The 18,604-nt window shown below is 68.0% G+C and carries 14 protein-coding genes and 2 pseudogenes; 3 read left to right on the top strand and 13 right to left on the bottom strand.

Going from position 1 to position 18,604, the window contains the following annotated elements; all coding sequences use genetic code 11:
* Positions 1-23: 23 nt before the first annotated feature.
* Positions 24-1,832, top strand: a complete 1,809-nt coding sequence (gene leuA, locus IEZ09_RS23390; protein ID WP_189255882.1) for a 2-isopropylmalate synthase — start codon at positions 24-26, stop codon at positions 1,830-1,832.
* Here leuA and IEZ09_RS23385 read toward each other — a convergent pair.
* The 4 genes and pseudogenes from IEZ09_RS23385 to IEZ09_RS23370 form a co-directional block, all read right to left on the bottom strand.
* A complete protein-coding gene (locus IEZ09_RS23385) occupies positions 1,822-2,775 on the bottom strand; it encodes a hypothetical protein (protein ID WP_229812884.1) in 954 nt (317 codons plus the stop codon). The genes leuA and IEZ09_RS23385 overlap by 11 nt on opposite strands.
* An 11-nt stretch (positions 2,776-2,786) precedes the next feature.
* A pseudogene (locus tag IEZ09_RS23380) lies at positions 2,787-3,905 on the bottom strand (MFS transporter); the annotation flags it as partial.
* Between the two features lie 29 nt (positions 3,906-3,934).
* A complete protein-coding gene (locus IEZ09_RS23375) occupies positions 3,935-5,506 on the bottom strand; it encodes a discoidin domain-containing protein (RefSeq protein WP_308202422.1) in 1,572 nt (523 codons plus the stop codon).
* 154 nt (positions 5,507-5,660) lie between these two features.
* A complete protein-coding gene (locus IEZ09_RS23370; protein WP_189255879.1) occupies positions 5,661-6,356 on the bottom strand; it encodes a DUF4184 family protein in 696 nt (231 codons plus the stop codon).
* A 91-nt stretch (positions 6,357-6,447) separates the two neighbouring features.
* Here IEZ09_RS23370 and IEZ09_RS23365 point away from each other — a divergent pair.
* A pseudogene (locus IEZ09_RS23365) lies at positions 6,448-6,870 on the top strand (DedA family protein); the annotation flags it as partial.
* A 20-nt stretch (positions 6,871-6,890) separates the two neighbouring features.
* Here IEZ09_RS23365 and IEZ09_RS23360 read toward each other — a convergent pair.
* The 6 genes from IEZ09_RS23360 to IEZ09_RS23335 form a co-directional block, all read right to left on the bottom strand.
* Complete coding sequence (locus IEZ09_RS23360; protein WP_189255878.1) at positions 6,891-7,472, bottom strand: TetR/AcrR family transcriptional regulator; 582 nt, start codon at positions 7,470-7,472, stop codon at positions 6,891-6,893.
* 68 nt (positions 7,473-7,540) lie between these two features.
* Positions 7,541-8,647, bottom strand: a complete 1,107-nt coding sequence (locus IEZ09_RS23355) for an ABC transporter ATP-binding protein (protein ID WP_189255877.1) — start codon at positions 8,645-8,647, stop codon at positions 7,541-7,543.
* A complete protein-coding gene (locus IEZ09_RS23350; protein WP_189255876.1) occupies positions 8,644-9,642 on the bottom strand; it encodes an ABC transporter ATP-binding protein in 999 nt (332 codons plus the stop codon). Before IEZ09_RS23350 ends, IEZ09_RS23355 begins: the two co-directional genes overlap by 4 nt.
* A gap of 6 nt (positions 9,643-9,648) precedes the next feature.
* A complete protein-coding gene (locus IEZ09_RS23345; RefSeq protein WP_189255875.1) occupies positions 9,649-10,575 on the bottom strand; it encodes an ABC transporter permease in 927 nt (308 codons plus the stop codon).
* Positions 10,576-10,580: 5 nt separating this feature from the next.
* Positions 10,581-11,585: an ABC transporter permease gene (locus tag IEZ09_RS23340; protein WP_189255874.1), complete on the bottom strand. Its 1,005-nt coding sequence runs from the start codon at positions 11,583-11,585 to the stop codon at positions 10,581-10,583.
* 41 nt (positions 11,586-11,626) lie between these two features.
* Entirely contained in the window at positions 11,627-13,306 is a 1,680-nt protein-coding gene (locus tag IEZ09_RS23335; RefSeq protein ID WP_189255873.1) for an ABC transporter substrate-binding protein, read from the bottom strand.
* Positions 13,307-13,522: 216 nt separating this feature from the next.
* On the opposite strand from IEZ09_RS23335, the gene IEZ09_RS23330 reads away from it, so the two are divergent.
* Positions 13,523-16,801: an AfsR/SARP family transcriptional regulator gene (locus IEZ09_RS23330; RefSeq protein WP_189255872.1), complete on the top strand. Its 3,279-nt coding sequence runs from the start codon at positions 13,523-13,525 to the stop codon at positions 16,799-16,801.
* Here IEZ09_RS23330 and IEZ09_RS23325 read toward each other — a convergent pair.
* Genes IEZ09_RS23325 through IEZ09_RS23315 form a run of 3 tightly spaced genes read right to left on the bottom strand, consistent with a single transcriptional unit; the run spans position 16,780 to position 18,212 of the window.
* Positions 16,780-17,301 (bottom strand): uridine kinase family protein, encoded by a 522-nt coding sequence (locus tag IEZ09_RS23325; RefSeq protein ID WP_229812869.1) that lies wholly within the window; start codon positions 17,299-17,301, stop codon positions 16,780-16,782. The genes IEZ09_RS23330 and IEZ09_RS23325 overlap by 22 nt on opposite strands.
* Positions 17,298-17,906, bottom strand: coding sequence for a recombination mediator RecR (recR, locus tag IEZ09_RS23320; protein ID WP_189255871.1), 609 nt, complete (start codon positions 17,904-17,906; stop codon positions 17,298-17,300). The genes IEZ09_RS23325 and recR overlap by 4 nt, the downstream gene beginning before the upstream one ends.
* A gap of 6 nt (positions 17,907-17,912) precedes the next feature.
* The gene (locus tag IEZ09_RS23315; protein ID WP_189255987.1) at positions 17,913-18,212 is read right to left on the bottom strand and encodes a YbaB/EbfC family nucleoid-associated protein; all 300 of its coding nucleotides are present in this window, start codon (positions 18,210-18,212) and stop codon (positions 17,913-17,915) included.
* Positions 18,213-18,604 lie beyond the last annotated feature (392 nt).

The raw sequence follows: 18,604 nt of genomic DNA, 5'->3' as shown, positions 1-18,604 counted from the left end.
AACACGACCCGCAGGAGCAAGAAATGTCCTCGTCAGACGCCTACACCTCAGCGGACGCCTACACCTCCGGTAGCAGCCGAATCCGCCAGCCGGCGCGCCCGGCCCCGCAGTCCCAGCCTTCCTGGAACCCCCAGCGAGGCAGCAGCATGCCGTTCCACCGCTACCGCCCGTTCCACGAGCTGGTAGAGGTGATCGACGTACCGGACCGCACCTGGCCGACCAAACGCGTGGAAAAGGCCCCGCTCTGGTGCGCAGTAGACCTGCGTGACGGCAACCAGGCCCTGATCGACCCGATGTCCCCGGCCCGCAAGCGCAAGATGTTCGACCTCCTGGTCCGGATGGGCTTCAAGGAGATCGAGGTCGGCTTCCCGGCAGCGAGCCAAACGGACTTCGACTTCGTCCGGGAGATCATCGAGGACGGCGCGATCCCGGACGACGTGACCATCCAGGTGCTGACCCAGTGCCGGGAAGAGCTGATCGCGAGGACCTTCGAGTCCCTGCGCGGCGCGAACAAGGCGATCGTCCACTTCTACAACTCGACGTCGATCCTCCAGCGCAGGGTCGTCTTCCGCTCCGACAAGGCCGGCATCAAGAAGATCGCCGTCGAGGCCGCGAAGTTCGCCAAGGAGCAGGAGAAGCAGTACCCGGAGACCGACTTCCGCTACGAGTACAGCCCAGAGTCGTACACCGGCACCGAGCTGACCTACGCGCTCGAGGTCTGCAACGCGGTCACCGAGGTCATCCAGCCGACCCCGGAGAAGCCGCTGATCATCAACCTGCCGGCGACCGTCGAGATGGCCACGCCGAACGTCTACGCCGACTCGATCGAGTGGATGAGCAGGAACCTGGCCCACCGCGAGTCGATCATCCTCAGCCTGCACCCGCACAACGACCGCGGCACCGGTGTCGCGGCCGCCGAGCTGGGCTATCTGGCCGGGGCCGACCGCATCGAGGGGTGCCTGTTCGGCAACGGTGAGCGCACCGGCAACGTCTGCCTGGTCACGCTGGCCATGAACATGTTCAGCCAGGGCATCGACCCGCAGCTGGACTTCTCCGACATCGACGAGATCCGCCGCACCGTCGAGTACTGCAACCAGCTGCCCGTTCCCGAACGGCACCCGTACGGCGGCGACCTGGTCTTCACCGCGTTCTCCGGCTCCCACCAGGACGCGATCAAGAAGGGCTTCGAGGCGCTGGAGGCCGACGCCAAGGACGCCGGTCAGCACGTCGACGACTTCCCGTGGGAGGTCCCGTACCTGCCGATCGACCCGAAGGACGTCGGCCGCAACTACGAGGCCGTCATCCGGGTCAACTCGCAGTCCGGCAAGGGCGGCGTGGCGTACCTGATGAAGCAGGAGCACCACCTGGACCTGCCGCGGCGCCTGCAGATCGAGTTCTCGAAGGTGATCCAGGAGGTCACCGACACGCAGGGCGGCGAGATCAACCCGAAGGAGATGTGGGACGCGTTCGCGGAGGAGTACCTCCACGGCAAGGTGCCGCTGTACCTGCTGAAGCACCGCGCGTCGTCGGACGGCAGCGGCCACGAGGAGATCACCGCGACGCTGCTGATCGACGGCGAGCAGCAGGAGATCACGGGGTCCGGCAACGGTCCGATCGCCGCGTTCGTCGACGCGCTCGCGTCGGTGGGCTACGACGTGCGGGTGCTGGACTACGCCGAGCACGCGCTGTCCGCCGGTGACGACGCCCGCGCGGCCGCCTACCTCGAGTGCGCGGTGGGCGACCGCGTGCTGTGGGGTGTCGGCATCGACAGCTCCACGGTCGCCGCCTCGTTCCGCGCGATCGTCAGCGCCGTCAACAGGGCTAACCGCTGACGAGCGACGGGGAGGACGCGTGCGGCACCAGCTGCCGCGGCGCGCCCTCCCCGTTCGCCTGCACGGCCCAGATGCCCTCGCCCGGCAGGCCGTAGGCGATGGTGTCGTTGTCGAGCCACACCACCTGGTCGTCGATCCCCCGCGTCTCGGCCAGGGGCGTTTCCACCATCGTGGTCAGGTCCAGCACGTGCTCGCGCCACGGCCGGGCGCCGTCGCCGGGCACGCGCTTCTTGAACGCCACGCGCTTGCCGTCCGGGGACAGCGACGGGCATTCGGCGTTCTCCCGCACCGTCTTCGCGGCGATGTCGACCGCGTCGCCGTTGATCAGGTAGGTCTTGCCGCCCGTGGACATCGTCGCGTAGTAGGAGCGGTCGTCCTCGGTGAACGTCACGCCCCAGAAGTTCATGTCCTCGGCCCGTTTCATGCCGACGATCCGCGTGGTCTCCAGGTTGCTCTGGTACAGGAGCGTCTCGCGGTCGTAGATGCCCGTGCGGGTGGAGAAACCGCCTGTCTGCGCGTATGAATCACCGGTGACGAACGTCGTCCAGGACGCCATCCGCCCGTCCGGTGACAGCTTCGCGCGGTTCGGCACGCCTGCGACATCGATGCGGTTCGTCTCCGTCAGCGACTGGTCGACGAAGATCGAGACGGATCCCGGGAACGGGCCTGACCGGTCCGCGAGGCACAGTCCCTGCTTCGCCGCGGTGTAGAACCGCTTGCAGGACAACGAACTCACCCGGCGGGGACCACCGGGGTCCGACATCGGGACCGACGCGACCTTGCCGCTCGCGTCGTCCACGAACAGCAGCCGGCCCGCGGTCAGCTCGACCGGCCCCGGCTCGACCGCGACGGAGACGGGAACCTCGTCCGGCGCACGCAGGGCGTAGGCGGTGGCGCCCACGCCCAGCACGATCACAGCGGCGATGACGAGCACGATCCTCACCAAGCGAACCACGTCCACAACGCACCGAACAGGACAGAGGAACTCGCCCGCGCGAGCACCTGGCCGGTCTGGAGCAGGGCCAGACCGGACGTGCGCAGCTCGTCCGGGACCAGCGGACCGGCGACGGCCATCAGCACGCCGTCGGTGCACGCGTAGAACAGGCCGTGCAACAGCAGAACCCCCACCAGCAAAGCGATTCCGGAACCACCGATCAGCAGCAGGTAGGCACCGAGCAACGCGAGGTGGCCGGCGAGAAACATCCGCCACCGCCCGGCCCGGTCGGCCAGCGCACCCATCGGCACGGCGGCGAGCAGGTACACGCCCGCCGTGCCGAGGGGCAGCAACGCGATGTAGGCGACGTCGACCTCGAGCTTCTTCTGCAGCAACAGGTAGACGAACCCGTCGCCCAGCGTCAGGAACCCGAGCCCGCACGCGACCAGGCAGACCCGCCGGAACGGCCTGGACCGCAGCAGACCGAAAGCGCTTCGCAGCGACACCGCGACACGTGGCAGCACGTCGCGGTGATCCCGCACGAAGAGCACCAGAACGAGAACACCGACCGCGGCGAAGCAGAAGCTCACCACGAACACCACGTCGTAGCGAGCCGGCAGCGTCCACAAGAGACAGAACGCCACCAGTGGGCCGAGGAACGCGCCGACGGTGTCCATGGCGCGATGAACACCGAAGGCGCGTCCGAGTGCCGAAGGCTCGCTGCTCAAGGTGATGAGCGCGTCCCTCGGCGCGGTGCGCAAACCCTTGCCCGTCCTGTCCCCCGCCAGCACGAGCCCCATCGCGGTGGCGGAGGTCCCGGCGGCGAGCAGGCCGAGCTTGCCCACCGCCGAGATTCCGTAACCCAGTCCGGCCACGAGCTTGCGCCGTTGCCAGCGGTCAGCCGCATGACCGCCGACGATTCGAACCAGTGCCGTCACACCGGTGTAGATGCCGTCGAGCACACCGAACTGCAGCGGGGAGAACCCCAGCCCCAGCACCAGGTACAGCGGCAGGATCGCGGTCACCATCTCGGAGGAGACGTCCGTGAGCAGTGATACCGCGCCCAGGGCGAGCACGTTCCCCGCGATCCTGCCGGTGCCACCCGCGGCGGGAGCTTGTCTAGCGGTTGCGATGTACACGACGGCCTCCGATCAACAGCCAGAACCGGTCACTTGCAGCTGTAGGGACCGGCCTTGTCGCGCACCGTGCCGGCCGTGTCGATGACCTCCCACGAGTAGGAGGTGCCGGACAGGGTGAGCTTCATGACGCCGTGGCTGTCGGAGAAGTACTTCTCGACGCCCGCCACGCGGTCGGTGCGCTCCTTGTAGAGGTAGTCACCGCCGATGCCGACGACCGCCGACCTCACGCCGTTGGTCTGGTCGACCACACCGCTCTTGTTCAACGGAGCGAGCCGCTCGTAGTGGTGGTTGTGGCCACCGAGCATGAGGTCTGCCTTGGCGTCCACGAACGCGTTCCAGTACGGCGCCATCTTCGCGTTGTCGCCGTACTTGCCCGAGGTGAACCGCGGGTGGTGCATGTAGCCGACGACGCAGGGCTTGGTGTTGTTGGTCAGGTCGGTCTTGAGCCAGCTGAGCTGCGTGGAGTCCGAACCGTCGTTGTCCATCGGGTCGGAGTCGACCGAGACGAAGTGGAACTGGCCTGCTTCCCAGCTGTAGTAGGGCTTGCCCGCGGGGAAGGCCTGCGCCCCGAAGTACGCCTTGTAGCCGTTGAGGTTGTCGTACCACTCGTGGTTGCCGGTCGCGGGGTGCGTGATGCTCTTGTACTTGCCCCACGACTTGTCGTAGTGGGCCAGGAACTCCGAGAGCTTGCCGTTGTCGTACTGGTTGTCGCCGACCGTCAGGATGTGGTTCGGCTTGATCTGGTCGATCAGCCTCGCGGTCTCGTAGTGCTCGGAGTTCGTGAGCGACGCGATGTCACCGGCGACGACGACCGTGATGGTGTCGCCGGGACCGGCCGGCTGGGTGGTCACCTGCACCGCGTTGCTCGCCGGCGAGAGGTTCCCGGCCAGGTCGCGTGCCCTGACCGTGTAGGTGAACGCCGTGCCCGACGCCAGGCCGGTGTCGGTGAACGTGGTGCCGGTGGTCGTGCCGACCACGCTGCCGTTGCGGAGCACCTCGTAGCCGGTCACACCGACGTTGTCGGTCGCGGCCGTCCACTGCAGACTCACCGAGCTCGACGTGGTGCCGGTGCTGGTGAGGTTGCTCGGCGCGGTCGGCGGCGTGGTGTCGCCGTTGCTGATGCTGCCGTAGACCTCCATCTCCCACAGCGAGTAGCCGTACGGGGTACCGCGCTTGGTGCCGTAGATCCGCACCCACCGGCCGCTCGTGGAGATGGCGATGTCGTCGATGCCGCCGTTCTGGCTGTAGAGCGTCTTCTTGGTGCTCCACGTGGAGCCGTCGCTCGACGTCTGGATCTTGTACTCCGACGCGTACGCGACCTCCCAGTTGAGCTTGATCCGGGAGATGGTGGCGGTGCCGCCGAGGTCGACGGCGATCCACTCCGGGTCGTGACCTTCGAGGCTGGCCCACCGAGTGGTCGGATCACCGTCGACGGCGTTGGCACCGCCGAAGGTGGCGGCCTCGACGGACGAGACCTTGGTGGGCTTGTTGGCGGACAGCAGGGTGTCAGCCGCGTTTGCCGTGCCCGAGCCTGCGATCTGGGGTATGACCAGGGCAAACAGGGCTAACGCGACACCCGCCTTGGTGCGCTTTCTGATCACTTCGTCCTCCTGGGCGTGGGCAGCGGCTCGAAGGATTGGTAAACAAGCTTTCCTATTGGACCTCGGAGGTTAATGACGCCCGAACGCGCAGGTCAACGACAGATGTGCCGATTGAACGCGTGACAAAACAGAACCGATCACCCGAAGTGATCGGTCAGCGCTTGTCATTTCGTGACTGACCGATGCCCCAAAGAACGGCGTTAACTGCCAGTCCCGCGCATGTGCCCTGGATCACGCCAAGCAGCAGCCTTCGCACCCAGTCATAGAGGCTCACCTGACTGACCGGATCGGACAGCGACCACACAGCGCCGACGACGGCCGCGAGGCCGATGAAGATCCGGAACTGGTACCGGGAAATTCCGGTGCGTGACGGCCAGTCATTGCCCCTGGGTGCAACCAGACCGATCCAGACGAGCAGCGCGACGCCGCCGAGAGATGACACGTACCCGATCACGTTGTAGAGCCGATGTGGACCGACGACGGCGATGTCCAGCCAGTCCCACCGCCGAACGAACCACCCGTCGGTCTGCGTGAAGGCGTCCCACAGCAGGTGTGTGAACACTCCGACCACAATGGACAACGCGCGCATGAACGGCTGACGGAAGCCTCCTGGGCGCGGCACCCTCGTCCGCACGAACTCGGGCGACAGCGCCATCACCGAGGGCAGCAGCAGGCGTCCGACCAGCAACAACACCACTGCGGCAAGGGATCCGCCGACGACGTCGTGGGTCGGCAGGACCGGGACGTAGTAGCCGAGGTCCGGTGCCATCGCGCCCGCCACCAGTCCTGGGAACCACAGGAAACGGCGCAGCGGGAGCACCGCGACCGGGTGCGCGAGCGTGAACGGCACGACCAAGCGTAGATCGAGTTCGTTCCTGTGGGTGCCCTGAAGAAACACCCAGGTCGGGATTGTTCATCTGGGTCACGTACGTTCACCGATCATGAGCACCACAGCCGCCAGCCTCGTCGTGCTGTTCCTGGTCGCCGTCGTGCCGCTGGCACCGACGGAGGCCGTGCTCATCGGCGCCGGCGTCCTGGCCGCGTCCGGTGAGGTTCCGCTCTACCTGGTGGTGCTCGTCGCCGCGGCCGGGTGCCTGGCCAGCGACATGATCAACTTTACCGCGGGCCGCCGCATGGGCATGAAGGCCCTCGACAAGGTCAACAAGAACGCCAAGGCGCGGGCCATGGTCGTGTGGACGGCCGACCAGCTCGCGTCCAAGGGCGAGACCATCCTCATCGCGGCGCGGTTCCTGCCGGCGGGCGGCATCGTGGGAGCGCTGCTGGCGGGTGCGCTGAAGTGGCCGGCCAGGCGCTTCGTGCCGGTCGCCGCCGCGGGGTCGGCGTTGTGGAGCGTCTACCCCGCCACCGTCGGGTACATCGGCGGTCAGATCGTCGACGAGGCCTGGCTCGCGATGCTGCTGTCGTTCGGCGTGGCGACGCTCATCTCGATCCCGGTCGGCATGGCGATCCGTGCGCGCAACGCGAGCCGCACTCTCTCGTACGCCGAGGCGTCGTCGTAGAGCACGGCGAAGCGGTCGGCGGCGACCAGCAGGGCATCCACCTCGAACGCCAGCTGGGCGTCTCCGCAGAGCCGTTCCAGCAGTGCGACCCAGCGCAGGGTGAAGAGCATCAACGCGTCGCGCACGCGGCCGGGGCGGGCCGCGAACTCGGACCGCGTCACGACGAAGAAGCAGCCGCCGGGGAACACCCGGCGTTTCGAGTAGTCGAGCCAGCGCCCGCACAGGTCGAGCAGCGGCCCGCCGGCGACGACCACCTCGCGCGAGAAGATCTCGGCGGCGGCCTGCACCGTGGCGAGCTGCAGCTCCTCCTTGGCACCGAAGTGCGAGAACACCCCGCTCTTGCTCATGCCGAGCTCGACGGCGAGCCGCCCGATCGTGACCCCTTCGAGCCCTTCGATCGACGCGATCTCCGCAGCCCTCAGCAGGATCGACCCACGACTGTCCATCCACCGAGGACAGCGCACGGCCCTGGAGAAACGAACGGGGCCACCTCGAAAGGTGGCCCCGAATCGACTTACGGGTTCAGCGCCTCGGTGACGGACGCCGGTCCCACGAGGGGGACGTCGGGCGAGATGCCGTCGTCCTCCTCGACCAGGATCGGTTTCACCTCGTGCGGCTGGATCTCGCCGGACTGGATCTGCTCCGCCCAGTGGCATGCCACCTTGTGGCCCGGCTTGAGTTCGCGCAGGGCCGGGCGTTCGGTGTCGCAACGGGTCTGCTGCCGCCACGGACACCGGGTGTGGAACCGGCAGCCCGACGGCGGGTTCGCCGGCGACGGGAGGTCACCGGCCAGCAGGATCCGTTCGCGACGGTCCTCGACGACGGGGTCCGGCACCGGGATCGCGGACAGCAGCGCCCGCGTGTACGGGTGCAGCGGCTCGGCGTAGAGGTCCTCGGAGGTGGCCTCCTCGACCAGCCCGCCGAGGTACATCACGCCCACGCGGTCGGAGATGTGCTTCACGACCGCGAGGTCGTGCGCGATCACCAGGTACGTCAGGCCGAACTGCTCCTGCAGCTCCTCCAGCAGGTTCACGACCTGGGCCTGCACCGACACGTCCAGCGCGGACACCGGCTCGTCGGCGACGATCAGGTCCGGGTTGAGCGCCAGTGCACGGGCGATGCCGATGCGCTGCCGCTGACCGCCAGAGAACTCGTGCGGGTACTTGCGCAGCGCGGTGCTCGGCAGACCCACGGCGGAGAGCAGCTCGCGCAACCGCTTGCCGGTCTCCTCCTTGCCCTTGTCCAGGTCGTGCGCCCGCAGGCCCTCGACCAGGATCGACTCCACGGACTGGCGCGGGTCGAGCGAGGACAGCGGGTCCTGGAACACCATCTGGATCCGGCGCCGCATCTTGCGCAGGTCTTCACCCTTCAACGAGGAGAAGTCCTGCCCGTCGAAGATCATCTTGCCGCCGGTGGGCTCGTTGAGCCGCAGCATCGCCCGCCCGAGGGTGGACTTGCCGCAGCCCGACTCGCCGACCAGGCCGTACGTCTCGCCGCGCTTGATCTCCAGATCGACGCCGTCCACCGCGTAGACGTGGCCGACGGTGCGGTCGAAGAACACGCCCCGCTTGATCGGGAAGTGCACCTTCATGTCCTGGACCGAGACCAGGGTCTCGCTCATACCGGCACCTCCTCGGCGGCGGGAGTTCCCGGCACCACCGGGTTGTGGCAGCGGAGCAGGCGACCCAGCTGGTCTTCTTCCGCGGGCGTGACCTGAACGCAGACGTCGAGCGCGTTCGGGCACCGGGGTGCGAACGCGCAGCCCTGCGACCACGGGATGTTGTCGGCGACGGAACCCTTGATCGGCGTGAGCTTCTCGCCGGGCGCCGCGTCCAGGCGCGGGATCGAGGCCAGCAGGCCGTGCGTGTACGGGTGGCGCGGCTCGGCGAAGAGCTTGTGCCGCATGGCCTTCTCGACCACCTTGCCGCCGTACAGCACGTTGACCTCGTCGCACAGGCCGGCGACGACACCCAGGTCGTGGGTGATCATCACGAGCGCGGTACCGAGGTCCTGCACCAGTTCCTTCATCAGCGACAGGATCTGGGCCTGGATCGTCACGTCCAGCGCCGTCGTCGGCTCGTCCGCGATCAGCAGCTTCGGCCGGCACGCCAGCGCGATGGCGATCAAAGCGCGCTGCCGCATGCCGCCGGAGAGCTGGTGCGGGTACTCCTTGAGCCGCCGGTTCGGGTCCGGGATGCCGACCTTGTCGAGCAGGTCCTTCGCCTCGATCATGGCTTCCTTGCGGGGCATGCCGCGGTGCCGTTCGAGCACCTCGGTGACCTGCAGGCCGATCGGGACGACGGGGTTGAGCGACGACAGCGGGTCCTGGAAGACCATGCCGAGGTCGCGGCCACGGCGGTCGCGCATCTCCTTGTCGGAGAGCTTCAGGAGGTCCGTGCCGTCGTACCGCACGGTGCCGGTGATCTTGGCGCCGCGCTTGGGCAGCAGACCCATGATCGCCAACGAGGTCACGGACTTGCCGCAGCCCGACTCACCCACCAGACCGACGGTCTGGCCGGGCTCGACGTCGAAGCTGACGCCGTCGACGGCGCGGAACGGCTCCTCGCCCTTGCGCTGGAACACGACGGTGAGGTCACGAACTTCGAGCAGTGCCACGACGACTCACCGCCTGTTCTTCGGGTCGAGGGCTTCGCGCAGCGTCTCGCCCATGAGCGTGAAGCCGAGCGCGACGATGATGATGCAGATCGCGGGCCACGCGGCGAGATGCGGATGGGTGTCGAACACCTTCTGCACGTCGCCGAGCATCTGACCCCACTCCGGGATCCGGTCGTCCGGGTTGCCGAGGCCGAGGAACGACAGCGCGGCCGCCTCGATGATCGCCGTGGCGAGCACCAAGGTCGACTGGACGATCACCGGGCCGAGCGAGTTCGGCAGCATGTGCCGGAACACGATCGCGCCCTTCTTCACGCCCAGCGCCGTCGCCGCCAGCACGTGGTCGCTGTGCCGTTGCGCCAGCATCGAACCGCGCAGCAGCCGGGCGAACACCGGGATCTGCACGATCGCGACCGCGAGGATCACGGTGAACTGGCTCGGCCGCGCGAACATCGCCGCGATCGAGAACGCGAGCAGCAGCGACGGCAGCGAGAGCATGACGTCGACGATGCGCATGACGACCGAGTCGACCCAGCCGCCGAGCGCGCCCGCGAGCGTGCCCAGGATCAGGCCGCCGGACAGGCCGATCAACGTCGCGCCGACGCCGACGATCAGCGTCTGCTGCGAACCGACGAGCAGACGCGACAGGAAGTCGCGGCCCTGCAGGTCGCCGCCGAGCGGGTGGCCCGGTTGGGCGGGCGGGATCTCGTTGCGCGCCTTGACGACCTGGTCGATCAGCATCGGGTCGGCCGGGTTGTGCGGCGCGAGCCACGGCGAGAGCAGCGAGATCAGGATGAAGATGCCGATGATCACCGCGCCGGTGAGGAACACGGGGCTGCGCCGCAGCCGCTTCCACGCGCTCGCGGCGAGCGACGTGCCCGAACTCTCGGCGAGCCCGTCGATCTTTTCCTTCTTCGAAGAAAGTCCGAGAACCACTGCGCTCACCTCGTCCTGATGCGCGGGTCGATGAGCGCGTACGAGAGGTCGACCAGCAGGTTGACCACGACGTAGACGATGGTCGCCATGATGATCAGCAACAGCAGCACCGGGTAGTCACGGCGTTCGAACCCGATGGCGAGCGCTTCGCCGACACCGGCGAACGAGAACACCTTCTCGGTGAGCACCGCGCCGGAGAGCAGCGCACCCGTCTGCAGACCGATGGTCGTGACGACCGGCAGCATCGCGTTGCGCAGCACGTGCCGGCGGCGGATCACCGGCGCGGTGAGGCCCTTGGACTCGGCGGTGCGCACGAAGTCCTCGTCGAGCACGTCGAGCACGGCGGCGCGGGTGATCCGGAAGATCACCGCGAACGGGATCGTGGCCAGCGCGATCGCCGGCAGGATCAGGTGTTCCAGCGCGTTGAACGTCGCGTCCCACTCGCCGGTGATCACGCCGTCGAGGGTGAAGAACCCGGTCACGCGCGTCGCGTCGATGGCGTCCTGACGACCGCTGGACGGCAGTCCGAGCGCGGACGACGCCACGTCCTTGAGCACGTAGGCCAGGAAGAACACCGGAACGGCGACACCGATGAGCGAGCCGACGACGCTGAGGTTGTCGAACCAGCTGCCGCGGCGCTTCGCGGAGAGGTAACCGAGCGGGACGCCGACCGCGATCGCGATCAGGATCGCGAAGAAGCTGAGCTCGACCGTCGCGGGAAACCGCTGCAGGAAGATGTCGAGCGCCGAGTCACCGGGCTGGACACCGGTGGAGACGCCGAAGTCGCCGGTCGCCGCGCGACCGAGGAACTTGAAGTACTGAATGAAAATCGGCTGATCGAGGCCGAGCTGTTTGGTGAGGGCTTCGCGCGACTCCGGCGTAGCGCGTTCTCCCAGGAGGGCCGAAACCGGCCCTCCTGGGAGAAGACGCAACCACGCGAAGAGCAGCAGCGAGAGCACCAGCACCACGCCGACCAGCTGAACCAGCCGTCGAATCGTGTAGCGGAGCACTGAGCTACCCCGTTGTTCTCTTGTGGTGGGAGCGGGTCAGCTCAGCCCTTGGAGGCCGAACCGAACTTCTCGTCGGTCAACGGGCTCGGGACGACACCCTTGACGTCCGACTTGAACACCAGAGCGGGCGGGGAGTGCGAGATCGGGATCGCGGGGAGGTACTCCTCCATGATCTTCTTGTTGATCTCCTCGTACTGCTTGGTGCGCTTGGCCTCGTCCGGCTCGGCGTTGGCCTTGGCCAGCGCCTCCTTGAGCGTGGCGCCCCACGGCGAGACACCGGTGTTGAAGCGGTTGTCGGTGCGGCCGAAGAACGTGCCGACCCAGTTGTGCGCGGTGCCGTTGTCACCGGTCCAGCCCAGGAGGAACAGGTCCGGGATGCTGTTGTCGACGTCGGTCAGGTAGCCACCGTTCCACGGCTTGGTGACGACGTCGAACGTGATGCCGGCCTTCTGCAGGTCGCCGGAGATCGCGCCGAACAGGTCCTTCGGGGACGGCATGTACGGGCGGGTGACCTCGGACGGCCAGTAGAACTTGAGCTTCAGGTTCTCCGCGCCGGCTTCCTTCAACAGGGACTTCGCCTTCTCGAGGTCGTACTTGACCTCCTTGATGTCCTTGTTGTAGCCGTTCACGGTGTCCGGCATGAACTGCGTCGCGACCTTGGCGCCCTCGGGCAGCTGCGACTTGACCAGCTGCTCGCGGTTGATCGCGTACATGATCGCCTGGCGGACCTTGAGGTCGGCGAGCTTCGGGTTGTTCTTCTGGTTGATGCCCAGGTAGAACACGTTGAACGCCGGGCGGATCGCCACGTTGAAACCGTCGGACTTCAGGCCGGCCCAGTCAGCCGCGTTCGGCAGGTCGTAGCCGTCGATGTCGCCGGCCTTGAGCGCCTGCTTGCGGGCGGTCTCGTCCGGGATGATCTTGAAGACGATCTTGTCCAGCTTGGCCTTCGTGCCGTGGTAGTCCTCGTTGCGGACCAGCTCGACGGTGTTGTTGGCCTTGTCGTACTTGCTGAACTTGAACGGGCCGGTGCCGGTCGGGTGCTCGTTCGCGTAAGCCGGGTAGGTGAACGCGTCACCGGCGGCCTGGACGTTGTCCGCGTCGTACTTCTTCAGCGCCTCGGGGCTGGAGATCGAGAACGACGTGAAGCCGAGGACCGACGGGAACTGCGAGGTGGCCTCGTTCAGCTCGATGACCGCGGTCTTGGCGTCCTTGGCCGTGCAGGACTTGTACAGCGAGGGCTTGTCCGGCGTGTCCTTGAACCCGCCGAAGTTGTCCAGCCAGTACTGCGAGACGGCGTCGCTCTGCGCGGCGCCCTTCTGGTTGTACCAGCGCTCGAAGTTGAAGCAGACGGCCTCGGCGTTGAAGGCGGTGCCGTCGTGGAACTTCACGCCCTCCTTGAGGGTGAACGTCCACGTCTTGCCGTCCGCGCTCGACTCGTACTTGGTCGCCAGTGCGGGCTCGACCTCGGCGGTACCGGGCTTGAAGCCGACCAGACCTTCGTACATCTGGCGGGAGACCCGGAAGGTCTCGCCGTCCGTCGCGTAGAACGGGTCGAAGAGCTTCGGTGCACCGGCGGCACCGAAGGTCAGCGTGCCGCCCTGCTTACCGCCACCACCAGAGTCGCGCTGGGATTGCGCGCAACCGGACAGGGCCAGCGCGCTGACGCTGAGGAAGCCGATCGCGGCAACCCAACGGCGGCGAGCCGTTACTGAGTGGACCATCAAACACCCCTTGGACAATCCGCACATCTCACGGTGTGGTCGCCGACCATAACCGTTGTTCATACCCCTCCCGTGTTAACTCAGGTCACGATCCGGCCACTAGACCAGGCATTCTGATACGTCCGGCGCATGTCCGCTGACCCAACGTGAGCACCGCAGATGCGTCGAACGCTCTCCTAGGCTGTAGAAACAACAACGACACGCGGAGGAGGTCGCATGAGCAGGCAGGTCGAGTTCCGCGTGCTCGGCCCTCTCCAGGTGCTCATCGACTCCGAGCCGCTGCTGGTTCGCGCAGGTCGTCAGCGGGCGCTGCTGGTGTCGTTGTTGCTGCGTGCGGGCACATCGGTGTCCGTGGACGAGCTGGCGGGCAACGTGTGGGGCGACGATCCGCCCGCCCGTGCCAGAGCCACCCTCCAGACCTACGTGATGCGGCTGAGACAGCTGCTCGGGCCGTCGGTGCCGATCAGGACCGTGCCGGACGGGTACCTGATCGACGTCGACGAGAAGACCATCGACCTGATGCGCTTCGAGCCGTTGATCGAACAGGGCGAGCAGGAGCGCGCCGCCGGCAACCTGCAGGCCGCCTCTGCCGCGTTCGCCGCGGCTCTCGGGCTCTGGCGCGGTCCGGCGCTGGTCGACGTGCCGTCGGAGATCCTGCACCGCGACGAGGTGCCGCGGCTCAACGAACGCCGCCTGCACGTGCTGGAACGGCGGGTCGAGGTCGATCTCGAACTGGGCCGCCACGGCGAGCTGGTGGCCGAGCTCTCCCGGCTGACCAGCGATCACCCGTTGCGGGAACGCTTCTGGGCGCAGCTGATGGTGGCGCTGTACCGCTCCGGCCGGCAGAGCGAGGCGTTGGCCGCCTACCAGCGCGTTTCGCGGTTGCTGGGCGACGAGCTGGGCATCGACCCCGGTGACGAGCTGCGCCGCGTGCACAGCCAGGTGCTGACGGGGTCGATCAACGCGGTCGCCGCCGCCTCCACCGGTGCGCCGGTCGTCGCCGCGAAGCCCGAGCGGGTCGTGCCGTCGCAGCTGCCCGCGGACATCCCGGACTTCGTCGGCCGCGACGAGGCCGTGTCGCTGATCATCGCGTTGCTGCGGACCGCGCAGGGCGTGCCGGTGGTCACGCTGGCAGGCCCGCCCGGTGTGGGCAAGACGGCGCTCGCCGTGCACGCGGCGCACCGGATGCGGGCGGACTTCCCGGACGGCCAGCTGTACGTCAACCTGCGCGGATACGCCCCCGGTCCGCCGCTCAGCGCGGTGGACGTGCTGCCGCGGTTCCTGCGCGCGCTGGGGACCGAGCCGGACCAGGTGCCGCTCGACCAGGACGAGCAGGAGGCGATGTTCCGGTCGACGCTCACCGGTCAGCGGGTGCTGTTGCTGCTGGACAACGCGTCCTCGGCCGAGCAGATCCGGCCGCTGCTGCCTGGGTCGCCGGGGTGCGCGGTGCTGGTGACGTCGCGCGACACGTTGCGCGGTCTGGCCGTGTCCCACGCCGCGTCGAACGTGCGGCTGGACGTGCTCGACTGGGACGAGACCAAGGCTCTGCTCGCGGGGATCCTGGGCGCGGACGAGGTGGCCTCCCAGGAGGAGGCGGCGCTGGAGCTGGCGGCGTTGTGCGCACATCTGCCATTGGCTTTGCGTATCGCCGCGGCGAACCTCGTGTCGCGACCGGAACTGTCCATTGCGGACTACGTGGAGGAGCTGCGAGCGGGCAACCGGCTCGCGGCGCTGGCGGTCGAGGGCGACGAACGGGTCGCGGTGCACGCGGCGTTCGACCTGTCCTACACGGCGCTGAAGCCGGAGCTCGCGCAGATGTTCCGGCTGCTGTCGCTGGTTCCCGGCACCGACTTCACGCCGGAGATGGCGGCCGCGTTGAGCGGACTGACCACTCAGGACGCTCGCCGGCGACTGGACCGGCTCGCCACCGCGAACCTGATCGCGAACCACGCGCCGTCCCGCTACCAGTTCCACGACCTGCTGCGCGACTACGCGGCCGAGCGCCTGGCGTTCGAGGAGGGCCGCGCGGACTCGCGGCTGGCGTTGCGGCGCCTGGTCGACTGGGCCGTCCGCTCGGTCGACAACGCGACGTCCGCCATGAAGTCGACGCTGTTCCGCTTCCCGCGCCCCGCCCCGTTGGACGGCGTGCTGCCGCGGACGTTCAGCACGTCCACCGAGGCGCTGACGTGGCTGGACGTCGAGCGCGCCAACCTGGTCGCCCTGGTGGCGCACGCCGTGGAGCGCGACCCCGAAAATTCGCCGTGGCAGCTGGCGGACGCGTTGCGCGGCTACTTCTACACGCAGGGCCTGACCGCGGAGTGGCGCGAGACGGCGAAGGCCGGCTTGCTGGGAGCGCGCGCACCGCGGGACGAGCTCGGCCAGCTCGCGATGCTGTCGTCGCTGGGCACGCTGTACTGGGTGACGGGCCAGCACCGCAACGCCCTCGGCTACTACCAGCAGGCCATCGCGCTGCAGGAGCACATCGACCTGCCGGAGGCCGAGGCCGCCGTGCTGTCCAACGCGGGCAGCGTCTACATCGACCTCGGCGAGCTCGAACACGCGGCCGACCACCTCGAACGCGCACTGGTGATCACCCGCCGGATCGGCGCCCTCCAGGTGCAGGCCAACGCGCTGTTCAACCTCGGCGGCGTCTACATGCAGCTGGGCCAGCTGGACCGCGCCGCGGCGACGTTCGAGGAGGCGCTGGAGGTCGGCACCCGCCTCGACTCGTGGATCACCCAGGCGAACTCCATGCGCGCGCTGGGCGAGGTCGACGCGTGGCGCGGCGAACCAGACCTCGGCGCCTCTTATTTCGCGCGCGCGAGCGAGCTGTACGAACGCGCGGCCGCCCGGAATTTCGGCCACACCATGCACGAGGGCATGGCGATCACGCTGATCATGCGCGGCCGCTACGACGAGGCGGCCGTCGAGGCCTCCGCCGCCATGCAGATCGCGCAGGACCTGGAGAACGTCAAGAGCGTCTGCGACGCGATGAACCTGCTCGGCCGTGCCCTGGAGGGCGCTGGCCGGCACGAGGACGCGATCGAGCAGTTCTCGTCGGCGCTCGCGATCGCCGTCGAGACCGGCTACTCGTGGGGCATCTGCCTGGCCCGCCGCGGCCTGGCGTCGGCGTACCGCGGAGTGGGCCGGTACGACGAGGCGCTGACGATGGCGACCTCGGCGCTCGTCGAAGCCGGGCGGTCCCAGTTCCGGCTGGCGGAGATGGAGGTGCTGCTCGTGCTCGGGCGCATCCACCTCGACACCGCTGACGCCTCGGGTGCGCTGGACTGCGCACTGCGGGCCGCGTCGGTCGGCTCGGACTCGGGACACCGGTGGGTGTTCGGCCGGGCTCTGCAGCTGGCCGGCGACGCGTCCGCCGCACTGGGCGACCTGGACGCGGCCCGCAAGCACTGGGAGACATCGCTCGAGGTGTTCAGCGCGATCGGGACGCCGGAAGCCGGTGTCGTCCGCGCTCAGCTCGAGGTGATGACGTAGTCGGCCCTGGCTCTGGTCTCGTCGACCGCGAACCAGCCTCTTTCGTACTGCTGCCAGCGGATGAAGTGCTCGCGGTACTTCTCGCCGTCTCGTGCCACCGCACGTTCGAGGCGTTGTTCCTCGTCTCCGTGGTCGACGAAGACGGCGAGGCTCAGGCGGTGCGCATTGGCTTTCCTGGCCGACGACATCCCTTCGAAGATGATCGTCCTTTCCGGACGAACCTCGACCAGCGCACCTTGGTTCGGCCGCGGAAACCCTTGGGACCAGTCGGTTTTGCGGTAGTGCGCAGTCCGGCCTCTTGCCACTTCTTCGAAGATCGCTTCGACCTGCGGCCACCACCCGATGGCAGGGTCGTCCCAGGTGGCGAAGTGGTCCGTGAGCACGCGGGTCGCGTCGAGCTCCTCGGCGAGCCTCCGCGCGAACGTCGACTTGCCCGCACCGGACGGGCCGTCCACCGCGACCAGGCGGGTGTTGCCCAGTCGCGGTGGAGCGTTGGTCACATGCTCCGGCGACCAGATAGCGCACGCCCCAGGGTGAGCTCGTCCGCGAACTCGAGGTCGCCGCCCATCGGCAGACCGCTGGCCAGCCGCGTCACGGTGAGCCCGGGGAAGTCCCTGAGCATCCGGACCAGATAGGTGGCCGTGGCCTCGCCCTCGGTGTTGGGGTCCGTGGCGATGATGACCTCGGAGATGTCCACACCGTTGGTGGCCGTGCCGATCCGGTTGAGCAGCTGGCGGATGCGCAGCTGATCCGGGCCGACACCGCTCAACGGGTCGAGCGCGCCGCCCAGGACGTGGTAGCGACCCTTGAACTCCCTGGTGCGCTCGATCGCCTGGACGTCCTTCGGCTCCTCGACCACGCAGACCAGGCTCAGGTCGCGCTTGGGGTCGCGGCAGATGCGGCACGTGGTTTCGGCGCTCACGTTGCCGCAGACATCGCAGAAGACGACGCCTTCCTTCACCTTCTGGAGTGCCTGCTGGAGCCGCTCGATGTCCGCCGGTTCCGTTGCCAGGAGGTGGAAGGCGATGCGTTGGGCGCTCTTCGGACCGACGCCTGGGAGTCTGCCCAGCTCGTCGATCAGGTCCTGTACCGGGCCCTCGTACATCGCCAGTTACCCGAGCAATCCGCCGAGGCCGCCCTGGGCCAGCGGGCCGAGCTTCTGCTCCACCAGCTGCTGTGCCTTCTGGTTGGCGTCCTTGATCGCGGCGATGACCAGGTCCTGGAGGGTTTCGACGTCCTCCGGGTCGACGATCTTCGGGTCGATGGTCAGGCTGACCAGCTCGCCGCCGCCGGTGACCGTGGCGGTCACCAGGTTGCTCGCGTTGCCGGTCACCTCGGTGTTGGCCAGCTCTTCCTGGGCGGTTGCCATCTGCTGCTGCATGTTCTGGGCCTGCTGGAGCAGGGCCTGCATGTCGAACTGACCGGGTTGCACCGCTGGTCCTCTCTCGCTGCCACGTGGGGTTTGGTTCAGCGTACGGCTGGTTGGGGTGGTGCTGGTTGGGGGGCGCGTCGGTTGGGGTGGGTCGTCCCCCTGGTGCGTTGGCGGGTTCCTGTTGGGTGTCCGTAGGTGGTTGCGGTGCGTGCGTATGTTCCGGCTGCTTTCTGGGGCTCCGCCCCAGACCCCGCCAATCTGATCAAAGACCCACCAGCGCCGCGGGCGGGTTGATGGCACGCCTGGTGCGTTGGGCGGCCGCCGGTTGCGTAGGTGGGTTGCGTTCCGGGTGGGGCGTGTCCCGTCACAAGCCGTACCGGAGCGAGCCACACCCAGGGAGGGGTGTCAACTCGGACGAAAAGCGTGTCTGT

The sequence above is a fragment of the Lentzea flava genome, assembly GCF_014648475.1.
Classification (GTDB): domain Bacteria; phylum Actinomycetota; class Actinomycetes; order Mycobacteriales; family Pseudonocardiaceae; genus Lentzea; species Lentzea flava.
Note: the sequence above shows the minus strand (reverse complement) of the source record. Positions and strands in the feature narration are given on the sequence as shown.

Excerpts from the sequence above, each read along its gene's own strand:
- leuA (WP_189255882.1), top strand. The coding sequence starts at position 24 with ATGTCCTCGTCAGACGCCTACACCTCAGCGGACGCCTACACCTCCGGT.
- IEZ09_RS23360 (WP_189255878.1), bottom strand. The coding sequence starts at position 7,472 with ATGGACAGTCGTGGGTCGATCCTGCTGAGGGCTGCGGAGATCGCGTCG.
- IEZ09_RS23355 (WP_189255877.1), bottom strand. The coding sequence starts at position 8,647 with ATGAGCGAGACCCTGGTCTCGGTCCAGGACATGAAGGTGCACTTCCCG.
- IEZ09_RS23335 (WP_189255873.1), bottom strand. The coding sequence starts at position 13,306 with ATGGTCCACTCAGTAACGGCTCGCCGCCGTTGGGTTGCCGCGATCGGC.
- IEZ09_RS23330 (WP_189255872.1), top strand. The coding sequence starts at position 13,523 with ATGAGCAGGCAGGTCGAGTTCCGCGTGCTCGGCCCTCTCCAGGTGCTC.
- recR (WP_189255871.1), bottom strand. The coding sequence starts at position 17,906 with ATGTACGAGGGCCCGGTACAGGACCTGATCGACGAGCTGGGCAGACTC.
- IEZ09_RS23315 (WP_189255987.1), bottom strand. The coding sequence starts at position 18,212 with ATGCAGGCCCTGCTCCAGCAGGCCCAGAACATGCAGCAGCAGATGGCA.